16 protein-coding genes are annotated in these 19,454 nt (G+C 69.7%); 12 read left to right on the top strand and 4 right to left on the bottom strand.

Going from position 1 to position 19,454, the window contains the following annotated elements; translation table 11 throughout:
• The first annotated feature begins 77 nt into the window (after positions 1-77).
• Complete coding sequence (focA, locus tag M3148_RS08990; protein ID WP_251304332.1) at positions 78-932, top strand: formate transporter FocA; 855 nt, start codon at positions 78-80, stop codon at positions 930-932.
• 52 nt (positions 933-984) lie between these two features.
• Here the strand turns inward: focA and M3148_RS08985 are convergent, their stop codons facing one another.
• The 3 genes from M3148_RS08985 to M3148_RS08975 form a co-directional block, all read right to left on the bottom strand.
• The gene (locus M3148_RS08985) at positions 985-1,230 is read right to left on the bottom strand and encodes an acyl-CoA carboxylase subunit epsilon (protein ID WP_251304331.1); all 246 of its coding nucleotides are present in this window, start codon (positions 1,228-1,230) and stop codon (positions 985-987) included.
• A complete protein-coding gene (locus M3148_RS08980; RefSeq protein ID WP_251304330.1) occupies positions 1,227-2,819 on the bottom strand; it encodes an acyl-CoA carboxylase subunit beta in 1,593 nt (530 codons plus the stop codon). Before M3148_RS08980 ends, M3148_RS08985 begins: the two co-directional genes overlap by 4 nt.
• A gap of 96 nt (positions 2,820-2,915) precedes the next feature.
• Positions 2,916-3,644 (bottom strand): DsbA family protein, encoded by a 729-nt coding sequence (locus M3148_RS08975; protein WP_251304329.1) that lies wholly within the window; start codon positions 3,642-3,644, stop codon positions 2,916-2,918.
• A gap of 70 nt (positions 3,645-3,714) precedes the next feature.
• On the opposite strand from M3148_RS08975, the gene M3148_RS08970 reads away from it, so the two are divergent.
• The 8 genes from M3148_RS08970 to M3148_RS08935 all read left to right on the top strand — a co-directional run bounded on the left by M3148_RS08970 (position 3,715) and on the right by M3148_RS08935 (position 14,990).
• A complete protein-coding gene (locus M3148_RS08970; protein WP_251304328.1) occupies positions 3,715-4,575 on the top strand; it encodes a biotin--[acetyl-CoA-carboxylase] ligase in 861 nt (286 codons plus the stop codon).
• Positions 4,572-5,639: an adenylate/guanylate cyclase domain-containing protein gene (locus tag M3148_RS18140; RefSeq protein WP_251304327.1), complete on the top strand. Its 1,068-nt coding sequence runs from the start codon at positions 4,572-4,574 to the stop codon at positions 5,637-5,639. Before M3148_RS08970 ends, M3148_RS18140 begins: the two co-directional genes overlap by 4 nt.
• 132 nt (positions 5,640-5,771) lie before the next feature.
• Positions 5,772-11,135, top strand: a complete 5,364-nt coding sequence (locus tag M3148_RS08960; protein ID WP_251304326.1) for a family 16 glycoside hydrolase — start codon at positions 5,772-5,774, stop codon at positions 11,133-11,135.
• 148 nt (positions 11,136-11,283) lie between these two features.
• A complete protein-coding gene (locus M3148_RS08955; RefSeq protein WP_251304325.1) occupies positions 11,284-11,970 on the top strand; it encodes a response regulator transcription factor in 687 nt (228 codons plus the stop codon).
• A gap of 27 nt (positions 11,971-11,997) precedes the next feature.
• Entirely contained in the window at positions 11,998-13,299 is a 1,302-nt protein-coding gene (locus tag M3148_RS08950; protein ID WP_285883989.1) for an ATP-binding protein, read from the top strand.
• A gap of 93 nt (positions 13,300-13,392) precedes the next feature.
• Entirely contained in the window at positions 13,393-13,725 is a 333-nt protein-coding gene (locus M3148_RS08945) for a hypothetical protein (RefSeq protein WP_251304323.1), read from the top strand.
• Positions 13,726-13,741: 16 nt separating this feature from the next.
• Positions 13,742-13,960 carry a hypothetical protein gene (locus tag M3148_RS08940; protein WP_251304322.1) on the top strand — a complete coding sequence of 73 codons (219 nt, stop codon included), beginning with the start codon at positions 13,742-13,744 and terminating at the stop codon, positions 13,958-13,960.
• A gap of 394 nt (positions 13,961-14,354) precedes the next feature.
• Positions 14,355-14,990 carry a hypothetical protein gene (locus M3148_RS08935; RefSeq protein ID WP_251304321.1) on the top strand — a complete coding sequence of 212 codons (636 nt, stop codon included), beginning with the start codon at positions 14,355-14,357 and terminating at the stop codon, positions 14,988-14,990.
• A 332-nt stretch (positions 14,991-15,322) separates the two neighbouring features.
• On the opposite strand, the gene M3148_RS08930 is transcribed toward M3148_RS08935, so the two are convergent.
• Entirely contained in the window at positions 15,323-15,616 is a 294-nt protein-coding gene (locus M3148_RS08930; protein WP_251304320.1) for a hypothetical protein, read from the bottom strand.
• 334 nt (positions 15,617-15,950) lie between these two features.
• On the opposite strand from M3148_RS08930, the gene M3148_RS08925 reads away from it, so the two are divergent.
• From M3148_RS08925 to M3148_RS08915, 3 genes are all read left to right on the top strand, one after another.
• The gene (locus M3148_RS08925; protein WP_251304319.1) at positions 15,951-16,202 is read left to right on the top strand and encodes a hypothetical protein; all 252 of its coding nucleotides are present in this window, start codon (positions 15,951-15,953) and stop codon (positions 16,200-16,202) included.
• Between the two features lie 17 nt (positions 16,203-16,219).
• On the top strand, positions 16,220-16,924 hold the full coding sequence (locus tag M3148_RS08920; RefSeq protein ID WP_251304318.1) for an ABC transporter ATP-binding protein: 705 nt from the start codon (positions 16,220-16,222) through the stop codon (positions 16,922-16,924).
• Positions 16,925-17,007: 83 nt separating this feature from the next.
• Positions 17,008-19,128, top strand: a complete 2,121-nt coding sequence (locus M3148_RS08915; RefSeq protein ID WP_251304317.1) for a hypothetical protein — start codon at positions 17,008-17,010, stop codon at positions 19,126-19,128.
• Positions 19,129-19,454: the final 326 nt, after the last annotated feature.

The raw sequence follows: 19,454 nt of genomic DNA, 5'->3' as shown, positions 1-19,454 counted from the left end.
AAGGGCCCCCGTCCGCGCCCCTCCGGCGCGCGAGGATCGGGGAACGTGCCGGGCCTCCCGGTGCAGACGGGAGAGTCATGACCGGCACGGTCACGGAGTCACCGGGGATCCCCTCCCCGGCGCAGCTGGCCCGGGCGGCGGAGGACGCCGCCTGCGCCAAGGCCACCGGCCGCCCGCTCACCTCCTTCCTCCTGGGCGTCACCGCCGGTGGCTACATCGCCCTGGCCTTCGTCTTCTGGACCACGAGCCAGGTGGGCGCGCAGGCGCTGCCGTGGGGCGTGGCCAGGGTGCTCGGCGGGCTGGTCTTCTCCACCGGGATCGTGCTCGTCGTCCTCACCGGCGCCGAGCTGTTCACCTCCTCCACGCTCACCCTCACCGCGCGGGCGAGCGGCCGGATCACCTGGGCCCAGCTGCTGCGCAACTGGGCGGTCGTCTACGCGGGCAACTTCCTCGGGGCCCTCACCGTCGTCGTCCTCGTCTACGTCGGGGGCACGTGGCACGCCGCCGACGGCGCCTGGGGCCGGGTGGTCCTGGACACCGCCGTCGGCAAGGTCGGGCACTCCGTCGTCGAAGCCTTCGTCCTCGGCGTGCTGTGCAACCTCATGGTGTGCGTGGCGGTGTGGGCCGCCTACTCCGGGCGCACGACGACCGACAAGGTCCTCGCCCTCACCCTGCCCATCGCGCTGTTCGTCTCCGCCGGCTTCGAGCACTCGGTGGCGAACATGTTCCTCCTGCCGCTCGCGCTGCTCCTGCGCGGGACGGCCGAGCTCGGGGGCGCCGGCGAGTACTCCGCGCTGACGTGGGACGCGGTCCTGCTCGGGAACCTGCTGCCCGTGACCCTGGGCAACGTCGTCGGCGGTGGCGTGATGGTCGGCCTCATGTACTGGACCATCTTCCGCCGACCTGCCGGGACCACCCCGTCCGCGGGCTGACCGGTTTCGGGTCCCGGCACCGGGCGACGGCCAAGCGGCGGACCGAGGTCGGTCAGCGATGCAGGGACCAGCGCCAGGTGCCGGGACCGGCCACCGGCGGGCGGCCGAGCCGGCGACCGTGGTCGGACCACGGGGAGGTGACGCGGGCGTGCGCTGCGCCGTCGTCGTCGGCCGCCGCGGCCCGGGCCGCGACGATGCCGGCGACGAGGGCCGCCAGCTCGACGTCGTCGGGCTCCCCGCGCACGACGCGCAGCTGCGCGGCGGTGAAGTCCCCGGACTCGCCCGTCGCGCTGCTCACAGCGGGATGTTCCCGTGCTTCTTCGCCGGCAGCGACGCGCGCTTGGTGGCCAGCGCGCGCAGTGCCCGGACCACCTGGACACGGGTCTCGGACGGGGCGATGACGGCGTCGACGTAGCCGCGTGCGGCGGCGTCCCACGGGTTGACGATCGCGTCCTCGTACTCCGCGGTGAGCCGCGCCCGCTCCACCTCGACGTCCCCGCCCTCGTCGGCCACCTTCTTCAGCGCACCGCGCTGGAGGATGTTGACGGCGCCGCCGGAACCCATGACGGCGATCTGCGCGGTCGGCCACGCGAGGTTGACGTCCGCGCCGAGCTGCTTGGAGCCCATGACGATGTACGCCCCGCCGTAGGCCTTGCGGGTGATGACCGTGACGAGCGGGACGGTCGCCTCGGCGTAGGCGTAGATGAGCTTGGCGCCGCGGCGGATGATGCCGTTCCACTCCTGGTCGGTGCCCGGCAGGAAGCCCGGCACGTCGACGAAGGTGAGGACGGGGATGTTGAAGGCGTCGCAGGTGCGCACGAAGCGCGCGGCCTTCTCCGCTGCGTTGATGTCGAGCGTCCCGGCCATCTGCAGCGGCTGGTTGGCGATGATCCCGACGGGACGGCCCTCGACGTGCCCGAACGCGGTGATGATGTTCTGCGCGTAGAGCTGCTGCACCTCGAGCAGCTCGCCGTCGTCCACGACGTGCTCGACGACGGTGCGCATGTCGTAGGGCTGGTTGTCGGAGTCCGGGACGAGCGTGTCGAGCTCGACGTCGGCGTCGGTGACCTCGAGCGGCTCGTTCTCGGCGGGCCAGGTGGGCGGCTCGCTGAGGTTGTTGGCGGGGAGGAAGGCGAGCAGGGCGCGGACGAAGTCGAGCGCGTCCTCCTCGTCTTCGGCGAGGTAGTGGGCGACGCCGGAACGCTCGTTGTGCGTCGCCGCGCCGCCGAGCTCCTCGAAGCCGACCTCCTCACCGGTGACCGCCTTGATGACGTCGGGGCCGGTGATGAACATGTTCGAGGTCTTGTCCGCCATGACGATGAAGTCGGTGAGGGCGGGGGAGTAGACGGCGCCGCCGGCGCTGGGACCGAGGATGAGGGAGATCTGCGGGATGACCCCGGAGGCCGCGACGTTGCGGCGGAAGATCTCGGCGAACTGGGTGAGCGCGGCCACGCCCTCCTGGATCCGGGCACCGCCACCGTCGGAGATCCCGATGAGCGGCACCCCGGTGCGCAGCGCGAGGTCCATGACCTTGGTGATCTTCTGCCCGTGGACCTCACCGAGGCTGCCGCCGAAGACGGAGAAGTCCTGGGAGTAGATGCACACCTGGCGGCCGTCGACCGTGCCGTAGCCGACGACGACGCCGTCGCCGGCGACCTTGCGCTTGTCCAGACCGAAGTTCGTCGAGCGGTGGGTGGCGAAGGCGTCCAGCTCGACGAAGCTGCCCTCGTCGAGCAGCCCCTCGATGCGCTCGCGAGCGCTCTTCTTGCCGCGCCCGTGCTGCTTCTCCTGCGCCACGGCCTCGGCGCGCTCGAGCTCGGTGTTCCGGGCGGTGAGGTCGGCGAGCCGGGCGGCGGTGCCGGTGAGGTCTGTGGGTTCGGAGGTCACCCGGCGAGCGTACGTGTGGCAGGCCACCACCCTCGCTGCCTGGACGCGGCGTTTCGGTGACGCGGTGTTGTGGGGCGCCTACAAAGGGGGGCCCTCCTACTGTGCGAGGGCCGCCTCGATGAGCTCGACGAAGACCTCCGCCGGCTGGGCGCCCACCACGGGTGTCCCGGCGACGACGAAGCTCGGCGTGGACTGCAGGCCCAGGCTCTGCGCCTCGTCCATGGTGCGCTGCACGCCCGCGAGGACGTCCGGGTCGGTGAGATCGGCGGTGAACTGCTCGACGTCCAGACCCAGCTGCTCCGCCATGGCGGTGAGCTGCTCGGGCGAGCGGGCGTCCATGTCGGCGAAGAGAAGCTCGTGGAACTCGCGGTACCGGCCCTGCTCCGCGGCAGCCGCGGCGGCGACCGCGGCGCGCGTGGAGTCCTCACCGAGGATGGCGACGTCGCGCCACTCGAGGCGCACCGTGCCCTCCTCGGCGTACTCGAGGACCGTCGGCTGCGTCTCCACGACCCAGCTCTGGCAGTACGGGCAGCTGTAGTCGGAGTAGACGACCACGCCCACCGGCGCGTCGACCGGTCCCGCGGCCATCGGGTCACCCTCGACGCGGCGCGTGACGTCGGGTGCTGCGGCGACGGCGTCGTCGTCGGTCGGGGCCACGGCCGGGGCTGTCGCCGCCGGCTCCTCGACCTCGACCGAGGCACTGTCGCTCGGCGCGGGCGTCGCGCCGTCGTCGTCGCTGCCGCTGGCGAGGAGCCCACCGACCACTGCCACGAGGACGAGGAGGAGCAGCACGGGCACGAGGATGCGGGCGCGGGACGCGGGCATGGACGGGCTCCAGAGGTAGACGGTCCGGCCATGCTAAGCCCGGCCCGCGGCCCTGTGGTTGGGTGGGCCCGTGACCGAACAGGCCCTCGCGCGTGTCGTCCGGCTGGCCACGGTGGGCTCGACGAGCACCGCCCTGCGCGAGGCCGTCGCCGCCGACCCAGCCGCCTGGCCGCACCTGTCCGCGCTCGTCACCGAGCACCAGACCGCCGGCCGCGGCCGCACCGGCCGCAGCTGGCTCACCGCGCCGGGCACCGCGCTCACCGCCTCGCTGCTGCTGCGTCCGCGCGTGCCGCCGGAGCGCGCCCCCTGGCTCACCCTCCTCGCCGGCCTCGCCGTCGTCCGGGCGATCCGCGCCGGTGGAGGGGACAGGGCCGGCGCCGTCGGGCTCAAGTGGCCCAACGACGTCCTCGTCGACGACGCCGGGCCGGCGCTCGCGGGGTGGGGTACCGCCCGCAAGCTCGGCGGGATCCTCACCGAGCTCCTCCCCCCGGCACCCGACGGCAGGCCGGTCGCCGTCGTGGGGATCGGTGTCAACCTCGCCCAGGACTCGGACGCGCTGCCGGTGGCCTCGGCGACGTCGATGGCCCTCGCCGGCCTGCCGGTGCCCGCACCCGCGGCGCTGCTCGACGCCGTCGGGCGCGAGCTCGGGCCGCTCGTGCGCCGCTGGGAGGAGCACGACGGCGACGCGCGGGCGGCCGGCCTGCTCGCCGAGGTCGCCGCCGACTGCCTCACCCTGGGCCGTGACGTGCGCGTCGAGCAGCCCGGTGGCGAGCTTCTCCACGGGCGGGCCGAGGCGCTCGACCCCGACGGCTGCCTCGTGGTGCGTGACGCCGCCGGGGCGCTGCACAGGGTGCTGGCGGGGGACGTTCTGCACGTGCGGGCGGACATCGGGTCGGCGGACTCCGGGGCGGACGTTAACCTGGAACTGTGACGGACGCCGCAGACCCCGGGGAGAGGACCGCGCCGGCGGAGCGACCCTCCGAGCGGGCACCCCAGGGACGCTCCACCGTCGAGGAGCGCGTGGCCGAGCTGGTCGGCGGCGCTCCGAGCCTCACGATGGCGCAGCTCGCCGAGCGCGCGGGGGTCGACCTCCAGTCCGCCCGCCTCTTCTGGCGCGCCATGGGCTTCCAGAACGTCGCCGACGACGCCGTCACCTTCACCGAGCGGGACGTCGAGGCGCTGAGGTCGATCGGCGAGCTCGTCGGCGGCGTGCACGTGGACCGCGCCACCGCCGTCTCCCTGCTCCGCGCCCAGAGCTACCTGGCCGACCGGCTGGCCCTGTGGCAGGTGGAGGCCCTCGTCGAGGACGCCAGCCGCCGCCACCGGCTGGACGACACCGGCGCACGCCTCGTCGTCCTCGACCACATCGCCGACGTCGCCGGCATGCTCGAGGGCCAGCTCGTCTACGCGTGGCGGCGGCAGCTCGCCGCGCTCGCCATACGGATGGACACGGAGGTCGCGCGCCGCTCCGTGGAGGAGACGGCCAGCGACTCCCTCCCGTTGCCCCGGGCGCTCGGCTTCATCGACATGGTGTCCTTCACCTCCAGCTCCGCCCGGCTCGGCTCCCGGGAGCTGGCAGAGCTCGTCCAGGGCTTCGAGTTCACGGCCCGGGACGTCATCACCTCCCACGGCGCCCGCGTGGTCAAGACCATCGGCGACGCCGTCCTCTTCGTCGCCGACGACTTGACCACCGCCGCCCGTGTGGCCGTCGACCTCGTCACCGAGATCCGCTCCCGGCCTGGGCTGCTGCCCGTGCGCGGCTCGGTCGTGTGGGGCCGAGTCCTCTCCCGCTCGGGCGACGTCTTCGGGCCGGTCGTCAACCTCGCCTCCCGGTTGGCCGACGTCGCCGAGCCGGACTCCGTCATCACCGACCCGGCCACGAGCGAGCGGCTGTCGACCTCGTCGGCAGCGGGGGAGTTCTCCTTCGTCCACCTCCCGCCGGTCGACATGGCCGGGATCGGCCAGATGAGCCCGGTCGAGCTACGCCGCGCCTGACCGCCAGCCCTTTTGTACCCGGGAGGGCGGAAGTTGGTTGACGGATTGGCAAAGGGTGACTAGCGTCCCATGTGCCCGGCGACGATGTCAGGGACGCGTCTCGCGGCTTAGTGGACGACCGAAGGAGTAACGATGCTCATCCCCTCTGTCCTGCCCTCTCGCGGCCGAGCGCCGCGAGCCTCCACCGGGCGGCGGATCGTGGCGGCCCTCGCTGCGACCGCTGTCATCGGGGCAGGCATTGCGGCACCCGCCGCAGCCGACGTCCTCCCTCCTCAGGAGGAGGGCGTCACCCTCCGCACCTTCCAGCTGGCCAGTGACCCGGGTGGGGTCTGCACCCTGCGCGGGGGCACAACGCCCAACGTCGACAGGCTCATGCCGACGATCGACTGGCGCACCGACGCCGACTTCGGTCTCTCGGACAACTTCATCACCCACGCGCTCGCCAACCTCACCGTCCCCGAGACCGGCAACTACGGTTTGCGCGTCACGAACGACGACGGTGCGCTCGTCTACCTCGACGACGAGCTGATCATCGAGAACGACGGGCCCCAGGACTCGACGTCCAAGGAGACGACGATCCCGCTCACCGCCGGGTCGACGCACGACCTGCGCATCGAGCACTACGAGGGCGGCTACAGCCAACGGCTGACCTTCTCCTGGAAGACGCCGGGCAGCACGCAGTGGGAGGTCGTGCCGAGCTCTGCGCTCAGCACCGACGCGGGCGTCGTCCGTGTTACGGCCCCCGGCGTGAAGTTCTGCGAGGGGGCGACCGACACCCCGGGCGACGGCCTGCGCCTGTACGACGTCAACCCCAACTACAAGCTCGTCGACCTGCGCCCGGAGGGCTTCGACCCCGCGGTCTCGGCGCTCGACTTCACCGAGGACGGCAAGCTCGTCGTCGTCACCGCCGGCCAGGTGAGCCCCGGCGGCTGGCAGCCCGACCCGCACACGGGGGAGGTCTACATCATCGACGGCGTCCAGGAGGCCGACGGCCCCGAGGACGTGAGCGTCCAGCTCGTCCACGACGGCCTGTTCAACCCCATGGGCGTCGACGTCATCGGCGACTCGATCTTCGTCTCCGAGCGGGACGGCCTCACCGAGCTCGTCCCCGACCCGGAGGCGGAGGACGCGGCGACCGCCGACTACGTCCGCAACCCCGAGTACACGGACGAGGAGGGCAACGTGACTGGCAAGTTTGCCACGTGGCCCGACGGCGGGAACTTCCACGAGTTCGCCTTCGGCCTCGTCCACGACGAGGAGAACTTCTACGTCAACCTCTCCGTCGCCATCAACAACGGCGGCGCGTCGACGAACCCGCAGCCCGCGCAGAACCGCGGCACGACTATCGCGATCGACCGGGAGACCGGCGCGGTCGACTTCATCGCCGGCGGCCTGCGCACCCCCAACGGCATCGGCTGGGGCGGCACCGAGGGCACCGACCTCTTCGCCATGGACAACCAGGGCGACTGGCTGCCCAGCTCCAAGCTCCTCCACATCAAGGAGGGGCGGTTCTTCAACCACTACACGAACCCGGCTGGTCCCTTCGACGACCAGCCGGTGTCCCCGCCGGCCGTGTGGGTGCCCCAGAACGAGATCGGCAACTCCCCGAGCGCCCCGTTCCAGCTGACCGAGGGCCCCTTCGCGGGCCAGATGATCTTCGGTGACGTCACCTACGGCGGCCTGCAGCGTGCCTTCCTCGAGGAGGTCGACGGCGAGTACCAGGGCGCCGTCTTCCGCCACACCGCGGGCCTCGAGGCCGGCGTCAACCGCGTCATCGTCGGCCCGGACGGCAGCCTGTACGTCGGCGGCATCGGCGAGGCCGGCAACTGGGGCGAGTCCGGCAAGCTCCGCTACGGCCTGCAGAAGCTCGAGGTCGTCGGCAACGACACCTTCGACATCGCCGAGGTGCGCGTCGTCGAGGGCGGCTTCGAGCTCGAGTACACCCAGCCGCTGTCGGAGGGGACGGCCGAGGACCTCCTCGAGTCCTACGACGTCACCCAGTGGCGCTACGTGCCCACCCCGTCCTACGGCGGCCCGAAGGTCGGCGAGGAGTCCCTCCTCGTCACCGCCGCCGACCTCTCCGAGGACGGCACGACCGTGACCCTGGCCATCGACGGCCTCAAGCCGGGCCACGTCGTCCACCTGCGCTCGCCCCGCCCCTTCACGGACGCGGACGGTGAGGAGCTGTGGAGCACCGAGGCGTGGTACACGCTCAACTCCCTCCCCGGTTACACCGGTCCCGCCGACCTCGGCTACTACGAGGCGGAGGAGGCCACCCTCCTCGGTGGTGCGAACACGCACAGCGAGCACAACGGGTACTCCGGCACCGGCTTCGCCCAGAACATCCAGAACGTCGGCGCCGAGGTGCGCTTCACGGTCACCGTGGACGAGGCGGGGACCCACCCGATCCACCTGCGCTACGCCAACGGCCCTCACCCGTCGGACATGGACAAGACGATGTCGCTCTACGTCAACGGGGAGAAGGTCGGCCCCTGGAAGCTCCCCCGCCTCGGCGACTGGAAGACGTGGGCGACCGTGAGCCGCGACGTCGAGCTCGACGCCGGCGCGAACACCGTCGCGCTGCGGTACGACGAGGGCGACGACGGCAACGTCAACCTGGACGTCCTGTCCGTCGGTGCCCCGGACATCTGCGAGCCGATGACGCCGGAGCCCGGCTACACCGCCCTCTTCGACGGCACGCTCGAGAGCTTCTCCGACTGGAAGCTCGCCGGCGCCGGCTCCTTCGGCCGCTGGGACGACTGCTCGCTGCGTGGGACCGGCGGCATGGGTCTGCTCTGGCACCAGGACGAGCTGGGCGAGTACAGCCTCAAGCTCGACTGGAAGCTTGTGAAGGACGACAACGGCGGCGTGTTCGTCGGCTTCCCCGACCCGGGCAACGACCCGTGGGTCGCCGTCGACCAGGGCTACGAGATCCAGATCGACGCGACGGACGAGGACGACCGCACCACCGGTGCGATCTACACCTTCCAGGGCGCCGACCTCGAGGCCCGCGACGCCGCCCTCAACCCCGTGGGGTCGTGGAACAGCTACGACATCCGCGTCCAGGGCGACAACATCAAGGTGTACCTCAACGACGTCCTCGTCAACGACTTCACGAGCACCGACCCGGCCCGTGACCTCAGCTCCGGGTTCATCGGGATCCAGAACCACGGCGGCGGCGAGACGGTGTTCTACCGCAACATCCAGGTCAAGGACCTCTCCGCCGTCGAGGTGATGCCCGAGGCGGTGACCTTCACCGACGAGGACGGCACGGAGAACGACACGTTCACCGTGCCCGCGGTCGAGGGCGTGGAGTATGTCGTGGGCGGTGAGGCCGTCGCGGCCGGCAGCCACCCCGCCACCGGCACGGTGACCGTCACGGCGCGTCCGGCCGAGGGCTTCGTCTTCCCCGAGGGCGCCGAGACCTCCTGGACGCACACGTTCTCCACCGAGGGCGGTGAGCCGGTGCTCGTGCCGGTGGACCAGGTCTCCATCGGCCTGTACTCCCTCATCCCGTGGGTCAACGCCGAGGGCCAGCAGACGGTCCTCGCGCGGCTGGCCGAGATCGGGCTCAAGAACATCGAGCCCTACAGCGGCAACCTCAACCCCTACACCGCGGAGCAGGTGCGGGCGATGGCCGACGAGATCGGCCTGCGGATCCCGTCCTCGCACCACAACGTGGGGGAGGGGAACTTCGACGAGACGCTCGCGTACGTCGATGCGCTCGGCCAGGAGTACGTCGGGTCCGGCGGCTTCGCGGCCCCGGGCATCGGCTCCTACGAGAGCACGCTCGAGACCGCCGCTACGATGAACCGCCTCGGCAAGCGCTCGGTCGAGGCCGGGATCGGCAAGTTCTTCGGCCACAACCACGACCGGGAGTTCACCACGGTCTACGAGCACGAGGGTGAGCAGATGTCGGCGTGGGAGATCCTGGTCAGGGAGACCAACCCTGACTACGTGACCTTCCAGGTGGACGTGGCGTGGGCGACGGACGCGGGTGTGGACGTGCCGGCGCTGCTGGCGCAGTGGGGTGAGCGCATCGAGCTGCTCCACATCAAGGACGCCACGAACCTCAACAGCCCGGGCAGCCCCGCCTTCACCAACCTGGGTAAGGGTGACGTGCCGCTGCAGGAGATCCTGGCCGCGGCGCAGGAGCACGCGGACATCGCGTACTACGTCATGGAGTATGACGTCACGCCGCAGGGCGAGGACTTCGTCGAGACGGGCTTCGAGTACCTCACCGGCCAGGAGGCCGGGGCGGAGGGTTCGCGGCCGGTGGAGGTGACGCCCGCGGCGGTGACCTTCACCGACGAGGACGGCACCGAGGCGGACACGTACACGGTCCCGTGGAGCGTGGGCGTGGAGTACCTGGTCGACGGCGAGGTCGTGGCCGCCGGTGAGCGTGCCGGCTCCGGCACCGTCACGGTGACGGTGCGCCCGCTGGCGGGCTTCGTGCTCGCTGGGGACGCCACCGCCGAGTGGGAGCACACCTTCTCCGAGACCGGCGGCGAGCCGGAGCTCGTCGAGGTGACGCCGGCTGCGGTGACTTTCACCGACGAGGACGGCACCGAGAACGACGTCTACACGGTCCCCGCCGTCCAGGGCGTCGAGTACCTCATCGACGGAGCGGTCGTCGCGGCCGGGGAGTACGGCGGCACCGGCGCGGTGACCATCACGGCCCGTGCCACGGAGGGCTTCGTGCTCGCGGAGGGCGCGACCACGCGGTGGAGCCACGTGTTCTCCGCTGCCGGTGGCCAACCGCAGGAGCAGGGGTTCTTCCTGTCCAACGACTGGCAGGGCAGGACGGCTCACGCCTTCCAGTACGGCCGGTTCACCGACGAGGTGTTCATCGGTGACTGGGACGGGGACGGCACCGACTCCATCGCGGTGCGGCGAGATGGCGTGTTCTACGTGAGCAACGCTCCCCGTGGTGGCGTGGCCGACGAGGTCTTCGCCTATGGCCGTGCCGGGGACCACGTGCTCGTCGGTGACTGGAACGGTGACGGGTACGACACCTTCGCGGTGCGTCGCGGGAACGTCTACTTCGTGAAGAACTCCCTCGCCGGTGGCGCTGCTGATGCAGTGGTCGGCTACGGGCGTACGGGGGACACGGTGCTCGTCGGTGACTGGAACGGTGATGGCCGTGACACGTTGACGGTGCGTCGTGGCAACGAGTACTTCGTGAAGAACTCCATCGCTGGTGGACCGGCCGACGAGGTGGTGGCCTACGGGCGTGCCGGCGACGTCACGATGGCCGGTGACTGGAACGGTGACGGCCGTGACACGCTCCTCGTGCGTCGGGGCCAGGTGTACTTCGCCAAGAACTCCCTCACCGGCGGTCCGGCCGACATGGTCGTGGCCTACGGGCGCGCGGGAGACCAGGCCTTTGTCGGGGACTGGGACGGCGACGGCACCGACACGCTCGGCCTGCGCCGGCTGCCCGCGGCCGTGGTGAGCACGGCTCTGCCCGCCGTCGGGAAGCTGATCGCGGTGTGACCTAGCTCCTGACCGCAGGCGTATCGCCGCAGGGGCCCGCAGCCACCAGGTTGCGGGCCTCTGGCGCGTCACGGCGCCTCGGGCGCCGTGAGCAGAACGTCGGTGTACTCCTGGCCCGCCACCGCGGAGAACCCTTTACGATGGCGGCGTGACCAACGTACTTCTTGTCGAGGACGATCCGGCGATCGCCGAGCCGCTGGCCCGCGCACTCACGCGTGAGGGCTATGACGTGCGGGCCTTCAGCACGGGTCAGGGGGCGATCGACAACTCCTCCGGCGTGGATCTCATCGTGCTGGATCTCGGTCTGCCGGACATGGACGGGCTGGACGTCGCCCGCTGGGTGCGCAGCCAGGGGATGACCACCCCGATCCTCGTGCTCACCGCACGCGCGGACGAGGTGGACCTCGTCGTGGGCCTGGACGCCGGTGCCGACGACTACGTGACCAAGCCCTTCCGGCTGGCCGAGCTGCTCGCCCGGGTGCGGGCGCTGCTGCGCCGCGCCGGAGGTGAGCTCACCGACGAGGACGAGCTCGACGCCCAGGACGTACGCGTCGACGTCGCCGCCCACCGCGCCTTCCAGGGCAACCGGGAGCTGCAGCTGACCGCCAAGGAGTTCGAGCTCCTGCGCGTGCTCGTGCGTGAGGCCGGCTCCGTCGTCGCCCGCGACGCGCTCATGCGCGAGGTGTGGGGCTCGGACCCGACCGGCTCGACCAAGACCCTGGACATGCACGTGTCCTGGCTGCGCCGCAAGCTCGGCGACGACGCGAACGACCCCCGCTACATCACCACCGTGCGCGGGATGGGCTTCCGCTTCGAGACCTCCGGCGAGGGCTGAGGCAGCGTGCGTCGTCGTGCAGTGACGATGACGCTCGTGGCGGTCACCGTCGCGGTCCTGCTCCTCGGGGTTCCGCTCGCCGTCTTCGGTGGGCTCATGATCTGGGACTCCGAGCACGCCACGCTGGACCTCCGGGCCTCATCGCTGGCGCGCTCCGTCGAGCGTCGCGTCTCCAACGGCGAGGAGCTCGACGACGCGATGCTCTCCCCGTGGGTGGGGGGTGACAGCAACCTCGAGGCACGGATCGTCGTGCAGGACGCCCTCGGTCGGCACTTCGTCGCCGGCCCGCCCATCACGGGCCGTGTCATCCGCTCCCTCGAGACCACCCCCAGCGGCGCGACCGTCCGGATGGAGGTCCGCGCCGCCGAGGTGCAGTGGATGGTCGTGCGCGTCGTCGCGCTCGTCGTCGTAGCGGCGACGGTCGCGCTCGGCGTCAGCGTCCTCGTCGCCCGGCGGCAGGCCCGCAAGCTCGCGGCGCCCCTCATCTACCTCGCGGCCAGCGCCGAGCAGATCGGCTCCGGCCAGGTCCGTCCGCACCTGCGGAAGTCGGGCATCGAGGAGATCGACCTCGTCGCCGCCGAGCTCACCCGCACCGGTGACCGCCTCGCCGGACGGCTCGCTGCCGAGCGGCAGTTCGCCGCCGACGCCTCCCACCAGCTCCGCACGCCCCTCACGGCGCTGTCGATGCGGCTGGAGGAGATCCAGGCGATCGCCTCGGACGACGACATCGCCGAGGAGGCCCGGATCAGCCTCGAGCTGGTCGAGCGCCTCACCGGCGTCGTCGACGACCTTCTGCGCAACTCCCGCCAGGCGGGCGGCGGCACGACCGAGGCGCTGCGCCTCGAGGACGTCTTCGCCCAGCAGGCGGAGGAGTGGGCGCCCACCTTCGCCGCGGCCGGCCGTGAGCTCGTGCTGCCCGGCACCACCGACCTCGCGGTCCTCGCCACACCCGGCGCGCTGGCCCAGGTCCTGTCGACGCTGCTGGAGAACTCGCTCAAGTACGGCGAGGGCCGGACGACGGTCGGTGCGCGGTCCTCGGCCTCCGAGCACGGGGTGGTCATCGAGGTGGGCGACCAGGGCCCCGGTGTGTCCGACGACCTCGCCCCGGACATCTTCGAGCGCTACGTCACCGCGGGCAAGGGCACCGGCCGCGGCCTGGCTCTGGCCCGTGACCTGGTCGCCGCCGACGGCGGCCGGCTCGAGCTGGCGCAGCGGCGCCCGCCGGTCTTCGCGATCTTCCTGTCGGCCGTGCCGAAGACCTTCGACCCCGCCGTCGTCCTCCCGCAGGGCTCCCTCGTGAGCATGGGCCGCCGCCGCCGCCGCTGGTGACCCGCCCCTCCCCTCCCGCCGAGCGCTGAGGTGTTCTGCCCTCTTCTGGCCAGCGCCACCCGAGGCGGGAAGGGAAGCGTCGCCCAAGCGGTGATGGTCCGCCAGCTCCTGCGGCTCACCCAGGCCGTCTATGACGCCTCGGTGGCCGCCGGCCAGCTGCGCCAAGCCCAGCTCTTGGCCAACGACACCAGGGTCCGTCTGCTGCGGCTGCGCGACGCGCTGCCGCAACCGGCACAGCCGACACCGGCGGGCTCAGCTCAGCAGCCGAGTGCGCTGGACCCGCAGGCCCAGCAGATGCTTGAACGGATGAACGCTGGCCACGCGCACGAGGCCCCCCAGGCCGCGTCTGCGCTGCCCACGAAGCTGCAGCCGGACCAGCGGCGCACCACAGCGAAGCCGGGCGCAGACCGAGGCCCGGAACGATGAACAAGGGGGAGTCATCATGGTTGAGGAGACCGACGGCATCGAGGAAGCCTTCGAGGGCCAGGTCCGCGTGCTTGTCACGGCGGCGGGTAAGATCGGAGAGCGGCTCGCTCGGGCCCGTGAGCAGGCGCTGCGCCGCGTCCAGGCACAGAGCGAGCAGGAGACGCGGGAGATGCACTCGCGCCTGGAGGCTGCATCGACCAGAGGATCGTCGCAACCAGGATACGGGCCGACATGAGCCAGGGCAGGCCGGCGACCGAGGCGGTCAAGGGCATGGGCAAGGTGCCGAAGGCGCGCAGGACCAAAGTGCGCGCACCGCAGCGTCAGCGTGGCGGGCTGGATCGGTAAACCGACACTCAGCGACACGAGCGTCCCGGCGATGTATCCGTGTGGTTGTAGCTGGTCCGCACGCCGTAGCCGGGCCACAGCCCTTCACGCCGAGGAAACGGTGTTGGAGGCTGTTTCACAGTCTAGGGCCGGTACCTGCCGTAGAGGATCTGGAACCACAAGGCCCCGGGGGGTTTCCCTCACCGTGGTGGGTACGCCGTGAATCCCGGGGCTCTCTGTGGATCTGTAGTCTACTGGGGATTGCTCCGCTGTCTAGTGCGAGCTGAGGACGAGCGGGGTGCGGTGTGTCGATCTACCAGCCGGTTTGGGACGAGATGATCAGGCTCTTGTCGGTGCCACGTCTCCGCACGTACACCACTGCCTGCAGCGGTGACGTCAAGGCCGCCATCGAGCTCTACCAGTGGAACCTGGAGGTGTCCTCGGCTCTCTTCACGCCGATCCACTACTTCGAGGTTGCCCTGCGTAACACCATCGACATGCGTCTGACCAAGGACTTCGGCGGATCGCAGTCGTGGTTCGACGCGCCGACGATGCCGCTGAGCGGCGGTGGCAAGGGCAAAGTTGCCCAGGCCAAGGGGCGGGTCACGGCAGCTGGCCATCAGATTACACATGGTCGAGTGGTCGCCGAGTTGTCGCTCGGCTTCTGGTGGACGTTATTTGCTGAATCCTACAACCGGACCTTGTGGGCGCCCTCGCTTCGCCATGCGTTCCCACAGGCACGCAGGGACCGGCTGCACTCCGAAATTGACAAGATTCGGCTGCTCCGCAACCGCATCGCGCACCACGAGCCGCTGATCGCGTACGACCTGGCCGCCGAGTACACCCGAATCCTGCAGACCGCCGAGCGGATCGACGTCCGGCTTGCTTGGTGGATCGATGCCACCAGTCGCGTGGGCGTCACCCTCGACCGGCGACCCTAGTAGCCTCCGGCGCGCGGTCTGTTCGCCTTCCGTTGTGACGGAGAGGGGTACTGGCACCCCTGCGTATCGCGATCGGCCATACTGGGCAGACGTGGCCCTAGACGGAGGCGGCCGGATACTCCATGACGGATGCGTGCGGAGGCCCGTGACACGTCGTCTAGAACACCCGTTGGGTCGATGAAGGGACGAAGTTGCGGTCGGTGCCCGCGTTTCCGGGCGGCCCCTTGAGGCCGCTGTTCGGCGGAGCGGCTGCATTGGCCCATCTCGCTCATGTCTCGCTCGTCGAAGCGGGCTCCAGCCGCGCTGTGCCGTCGCCGATCACGATCTGTTGGTCAGGGCATACCGGTCCGGTCAGGACGACCTCTCTGATCGGCAGTGAACTTGATGGTGACATCGCCCGACGTGCAGCCGTTGTCGAGGAGACCTGCTCCGCCCCCTGCGTCGACAGTGGTCTCGTCGTCACCGGTGTCGACAGTGACGTCGGTCGGACCGTTGTTGCTGATTCTCAGGTCGCCGTTGTCATTGCAAGCCCTCAAAGTCACCAATAGGAGCACGCCCATGAGGCTGCCCAACGCGAGCCAGATTGGCCTGTTCGTCGCGTCTAGCTGGCTCTGCCTTCGAATCATTCTTTGACGTTAGCCTCAGTTTTTCACGAGGCTATCGATCAGCCCCCGCTCGTCGGTTGAGGCATGGCGGCGCGTTCGTCCGGGTCGGGCCGACGTGCCCCGCTGACCCCGCGCTAGGGTCCAGCGTAGCGGGGTGGCTTCAGAACCCAGCTGCGCAACAGCCTGCGCCGAGCCGGCTTCCTGCAGTAGCGTTCGTGCAGATGCTTGGCAAAGAGGCCCAAGCATCATCCACATCTCAAGGGAGTGAGTGCGATATGAGTACAAGGACTCGAAAACGTCTGCTCGCATCAGCCGTTATGGCTGGCATAGGCTGGGCCTATCGGCTGGACCCGCGATGGCAACTATGATTTCGCCGGACGGCGGCTCCACGGTGTGGCGCAGCGCGACCTACACCCTGAAAGTCAAGGACAGCAAGGATGACAACAAGTCGGTCTATGGCTACGCCAACAACACCAACAATAGGCTGAACAACTTGAGTGGCGTGGGGACGACTGTCCAAAAGACGTACGGCTTCAAGATTACAGCCGTACAAGCGTGCACGGACATCCCGCTCGCCTCCGATCCCTGCAGCGACTGGGGCTTGTGAGCAAGGTGGGGCCTTCGATGCCCGTGTTGTCCATTGAGGGCCTCACCGTTCGCCTCGGCAAGCGCGAAATCCTGACCGATGTGGCTCTCTCAGTCGAGGCGGGCTCCTTCGTCGCAATCGTGGGTTCGAGCGGTAGCGGCAAGAGCACGTTGTTCAACGTCGTCCTCGGCCTGACCAAGCCTCGCCGCGGCAGTGTGTCCATCCGTGGCGGGAAGGTGCGCCACGGGCTGTCGCGTTCATCCGCCAAGCAGCGTTCGGAATCGATTGGTGTCGTGTTCCAGGCGGGGCACCTGTTGCCCGAGTTGGACCCGGTCGAGAATGTCGTGCTCGCCGGTCTGCTTGGCGGCTTGCCCGCTGACGTTGCACACGAGCGGGCGAAGACACTCCTGGCGAGCCTGGGAATCGAGTCGCAGGCCCGATCGGTGGCTGAGTTCTCCGGTGGCGAGCAGCAACGGATCGCCGTGGCTCGGGCTCTGATCAATAGGCCACCTCTGCTCATCGCCGATGAACCGACGGGGTCGTTGGACCCGGCCAACCGTGACAACGTCGTCGCGATGCTCCGCCAGGTGCCCCGCGACTACGACTGCGCGCTTGTGGTGGTCACGCACGACCCAGAGGTCGCGGCCCAGGCCGATCAGCGCTACATCCTGGAGCGCGGACATCTGCTGCGGGGCGAAGACTGCCTGGGAACGCCCAGTGCATCCTCGGGGGCTGCGGTCTGATGCAGAACGGTCGCTTGATCAGTCTGTTCCGTCATGGAGTCAGGTTCGGCACGCGGGGTCGCCTGTCGGGCATGAGGTCGTTGGTGCTGGCTCTGGGCACCTTGTTTATCTGCTTGAGCGCGGTTGCCGCGATCATCGCTATCGACGCTGCTCAGACGACAGTGTCGCGCTCGGCCACCATGCGGCCAGTCGACGGAACTGGTTCCGATGCGTCGACCTACTACGAGTTCGCCGGCTTTGACAGCATCGATGGGCGGCCCGTCACTGTCATCATGATCGCGCCCGACCAGGGGCCCGCGTCCGTCCTGCCGCCCGGGTTGAGCCAGTGGCCGGCGCCGGGACACGCCGCCGTTTCGGCTGAGCTCGCGCGATTGCTCACGGGGCGGTACGAGGGCCGGTTCGGACCGGTCGACAGCGTTCTGACCGCCGGCGGGACTGAGACAACCACCGAACTACGCGTCTATCTTCGCCCCAGCGCCGAGCACAGCCCGCAAGACGTGGGAATGTCACCGATAGCGGGCTTCGGCGGCCCAGGCGCCGCCGAGTCTGGCTACGGCGCCGGGTTTCTGTACGCGGCGCCGCTGTACATGGTGCTGATGCTGATAGCGGTCGGGGTGGCCCTTCCGGGTGCCGCGGCGGTCGTGATCGCGGTGCTCACAGTCAGCAGCTCCGCTCGACGTCGAGGTGCCGTGCTGACCTCGCTCGGAGCGACACGTGGTGAGTCCGCCCTCATCGGCAGTGGCGAGTCGGCGGTACCGATCGCCGCTGGTGTGGCGCTCGGTGCGATCGTGACGGCTGCTGGTGGTGTCTTCGGGTTGCGTTTGGAGCAGTTCCACTCGTTCTACCCTGCGAGCCAGTTCCGCCAGAACTGGGGCGCGTTGGTGCTGGCTCTACTCGGTGCCGGGCTCCTGGCAGGTTTGGTCGCAGTCGCGGCGCGGGAGGTCGGGAGGCGCTACCGCAGCCGCGAGCTGGTCGTCGCCGGTGAGGGCATTCCACTCGCACGGGCCGCCATCGCCCCGCCAGTCATCCTGGTCGTGATCTGGACGACAGCGAACTCACAGTCCTCGCAGTACCGGACTCTGGCATTCGTCGTGGGATGCACGGTGTTCGCGCTGCTGCTTCCCTCCTTGGTGGCGGTGGTGCTGCATGGGATCGGCTCCCTGCTCGGCTCTGCAGGGACCCGGTACGGGTCACCGGCTGCGCTTGTGGGCGGGCGCGGACTTCAGCGTTACCCCGGTCGCACGGCACGTGTGTCAGCGGGAATCGGGCTCACGGTCATCCTCCTGGGCATGGCTCAGCTGTTCGCCAGCATGCTGGGCGGCACCTACTACGTGTCCGAACAGGCTCTCGAGGAGTACGGCACCAGCCAGGTGACCGCCAGATCCGACCCGGCGGCACCCGGCGTCGCAGCATTCATCGCCGCTGAGTCCGACCCGGCGGTCGCGGTTTGGACCCTCGATCGTTACTCCGGTAACGACTTCCTGCCCAGTCAGCTGGTCATGACCTGCGATGCAGCGCAGGCGCTCGACCTGACGTGCGGAGACCAGGTACAGACGACGCAGCCTGGCGACGCCCTCCGGCGCCTCATCGACGAGGCGGCGACCGAGGACGTGGAGATCGTCATCTCGGACGAGCTGCCACCGTCACCGTCAGACCAGAGCGACACCGTACTCACGCTGATCTCACGCGACGGCGGCGACCTCGACGTTGACCACCTGAACAAGGATGCCTACGAGTTTATCCCCGGCGGCTTGCAGCTTGCGAGCCCCTACGCCGGCTCGATGGCCACCGGAACCGTCCAACAAGCCTGGAAAGGCTGGACGACCCTCATCGCAGCGCTAGCCACCTGCGTCATCGTCATCGCCATCAGCGGGATGTTGCTCAGGGACGCGTCCGACACGAACCAGCAGCTGCTCCCGATCACCGCGGCAACGGGGGCCAGCGCCTGGCTCACCCCCCTGGCGCTCATTCGAACCACCATCCCGGTCGTCGCGGCGTCCCTGCTGGGAACCCTTGGCTACTGGATGCTCCCGATGGGAATCACACCGTCGGCCAGCCTCTCTGAGTACCTCGCCTATTTCCAGCCCTCCCCCACCTTCGCAATGCTCGCGATCGCGCTGCCCTCGGCAATCAGCGTGCTGTTCGCCCTGTCAACCGCAGCAGCCCAGCGACGTGACCTCCGATCGCGGCAACTCCACGAGTAGGAGTCGGCGCTGATCCGGCAGAAGCAACGGCGCGGGCGCCTAGCACTGCCAACCGGCCCGAGTTGACAGTCCAACTCGGTGCGATCGTGGGGCCAGGTCGGGCCGTCGAGATGGGGCCAACTCGGGTTGACAGAATCAGAGTGGCTTGCACACGTCGTTGATCGCATCGCGAACCGACCCTGGTTGTTCATCTAACCAGTCGGACACGGCGTCCGGCTGCCTCTTCCTACGCCACATGCTCAAACGGTAGAGGGACAAGTAGGAAGTCGACCACAACAGAGTTACTCGTCCCACCAGAACACGTCGCGCTGCCAGTTCATGATTTT

The organism is Georgenia satyanarayanai (assembly GCF_023715365.1).
GTDB classification, from domain to species: Bacteria; Actinomycetota; Actinomycetes; order Actinomycetales; family Actinomycetaceae; genus Oceanitalea; species Oceanitalea satyanarayanai_B.
The sequence above is the reverse complement of the archived record's forward strand: the minus strand, read 5'-3'. Positions and strand labels throughout refer to the sequence as shown.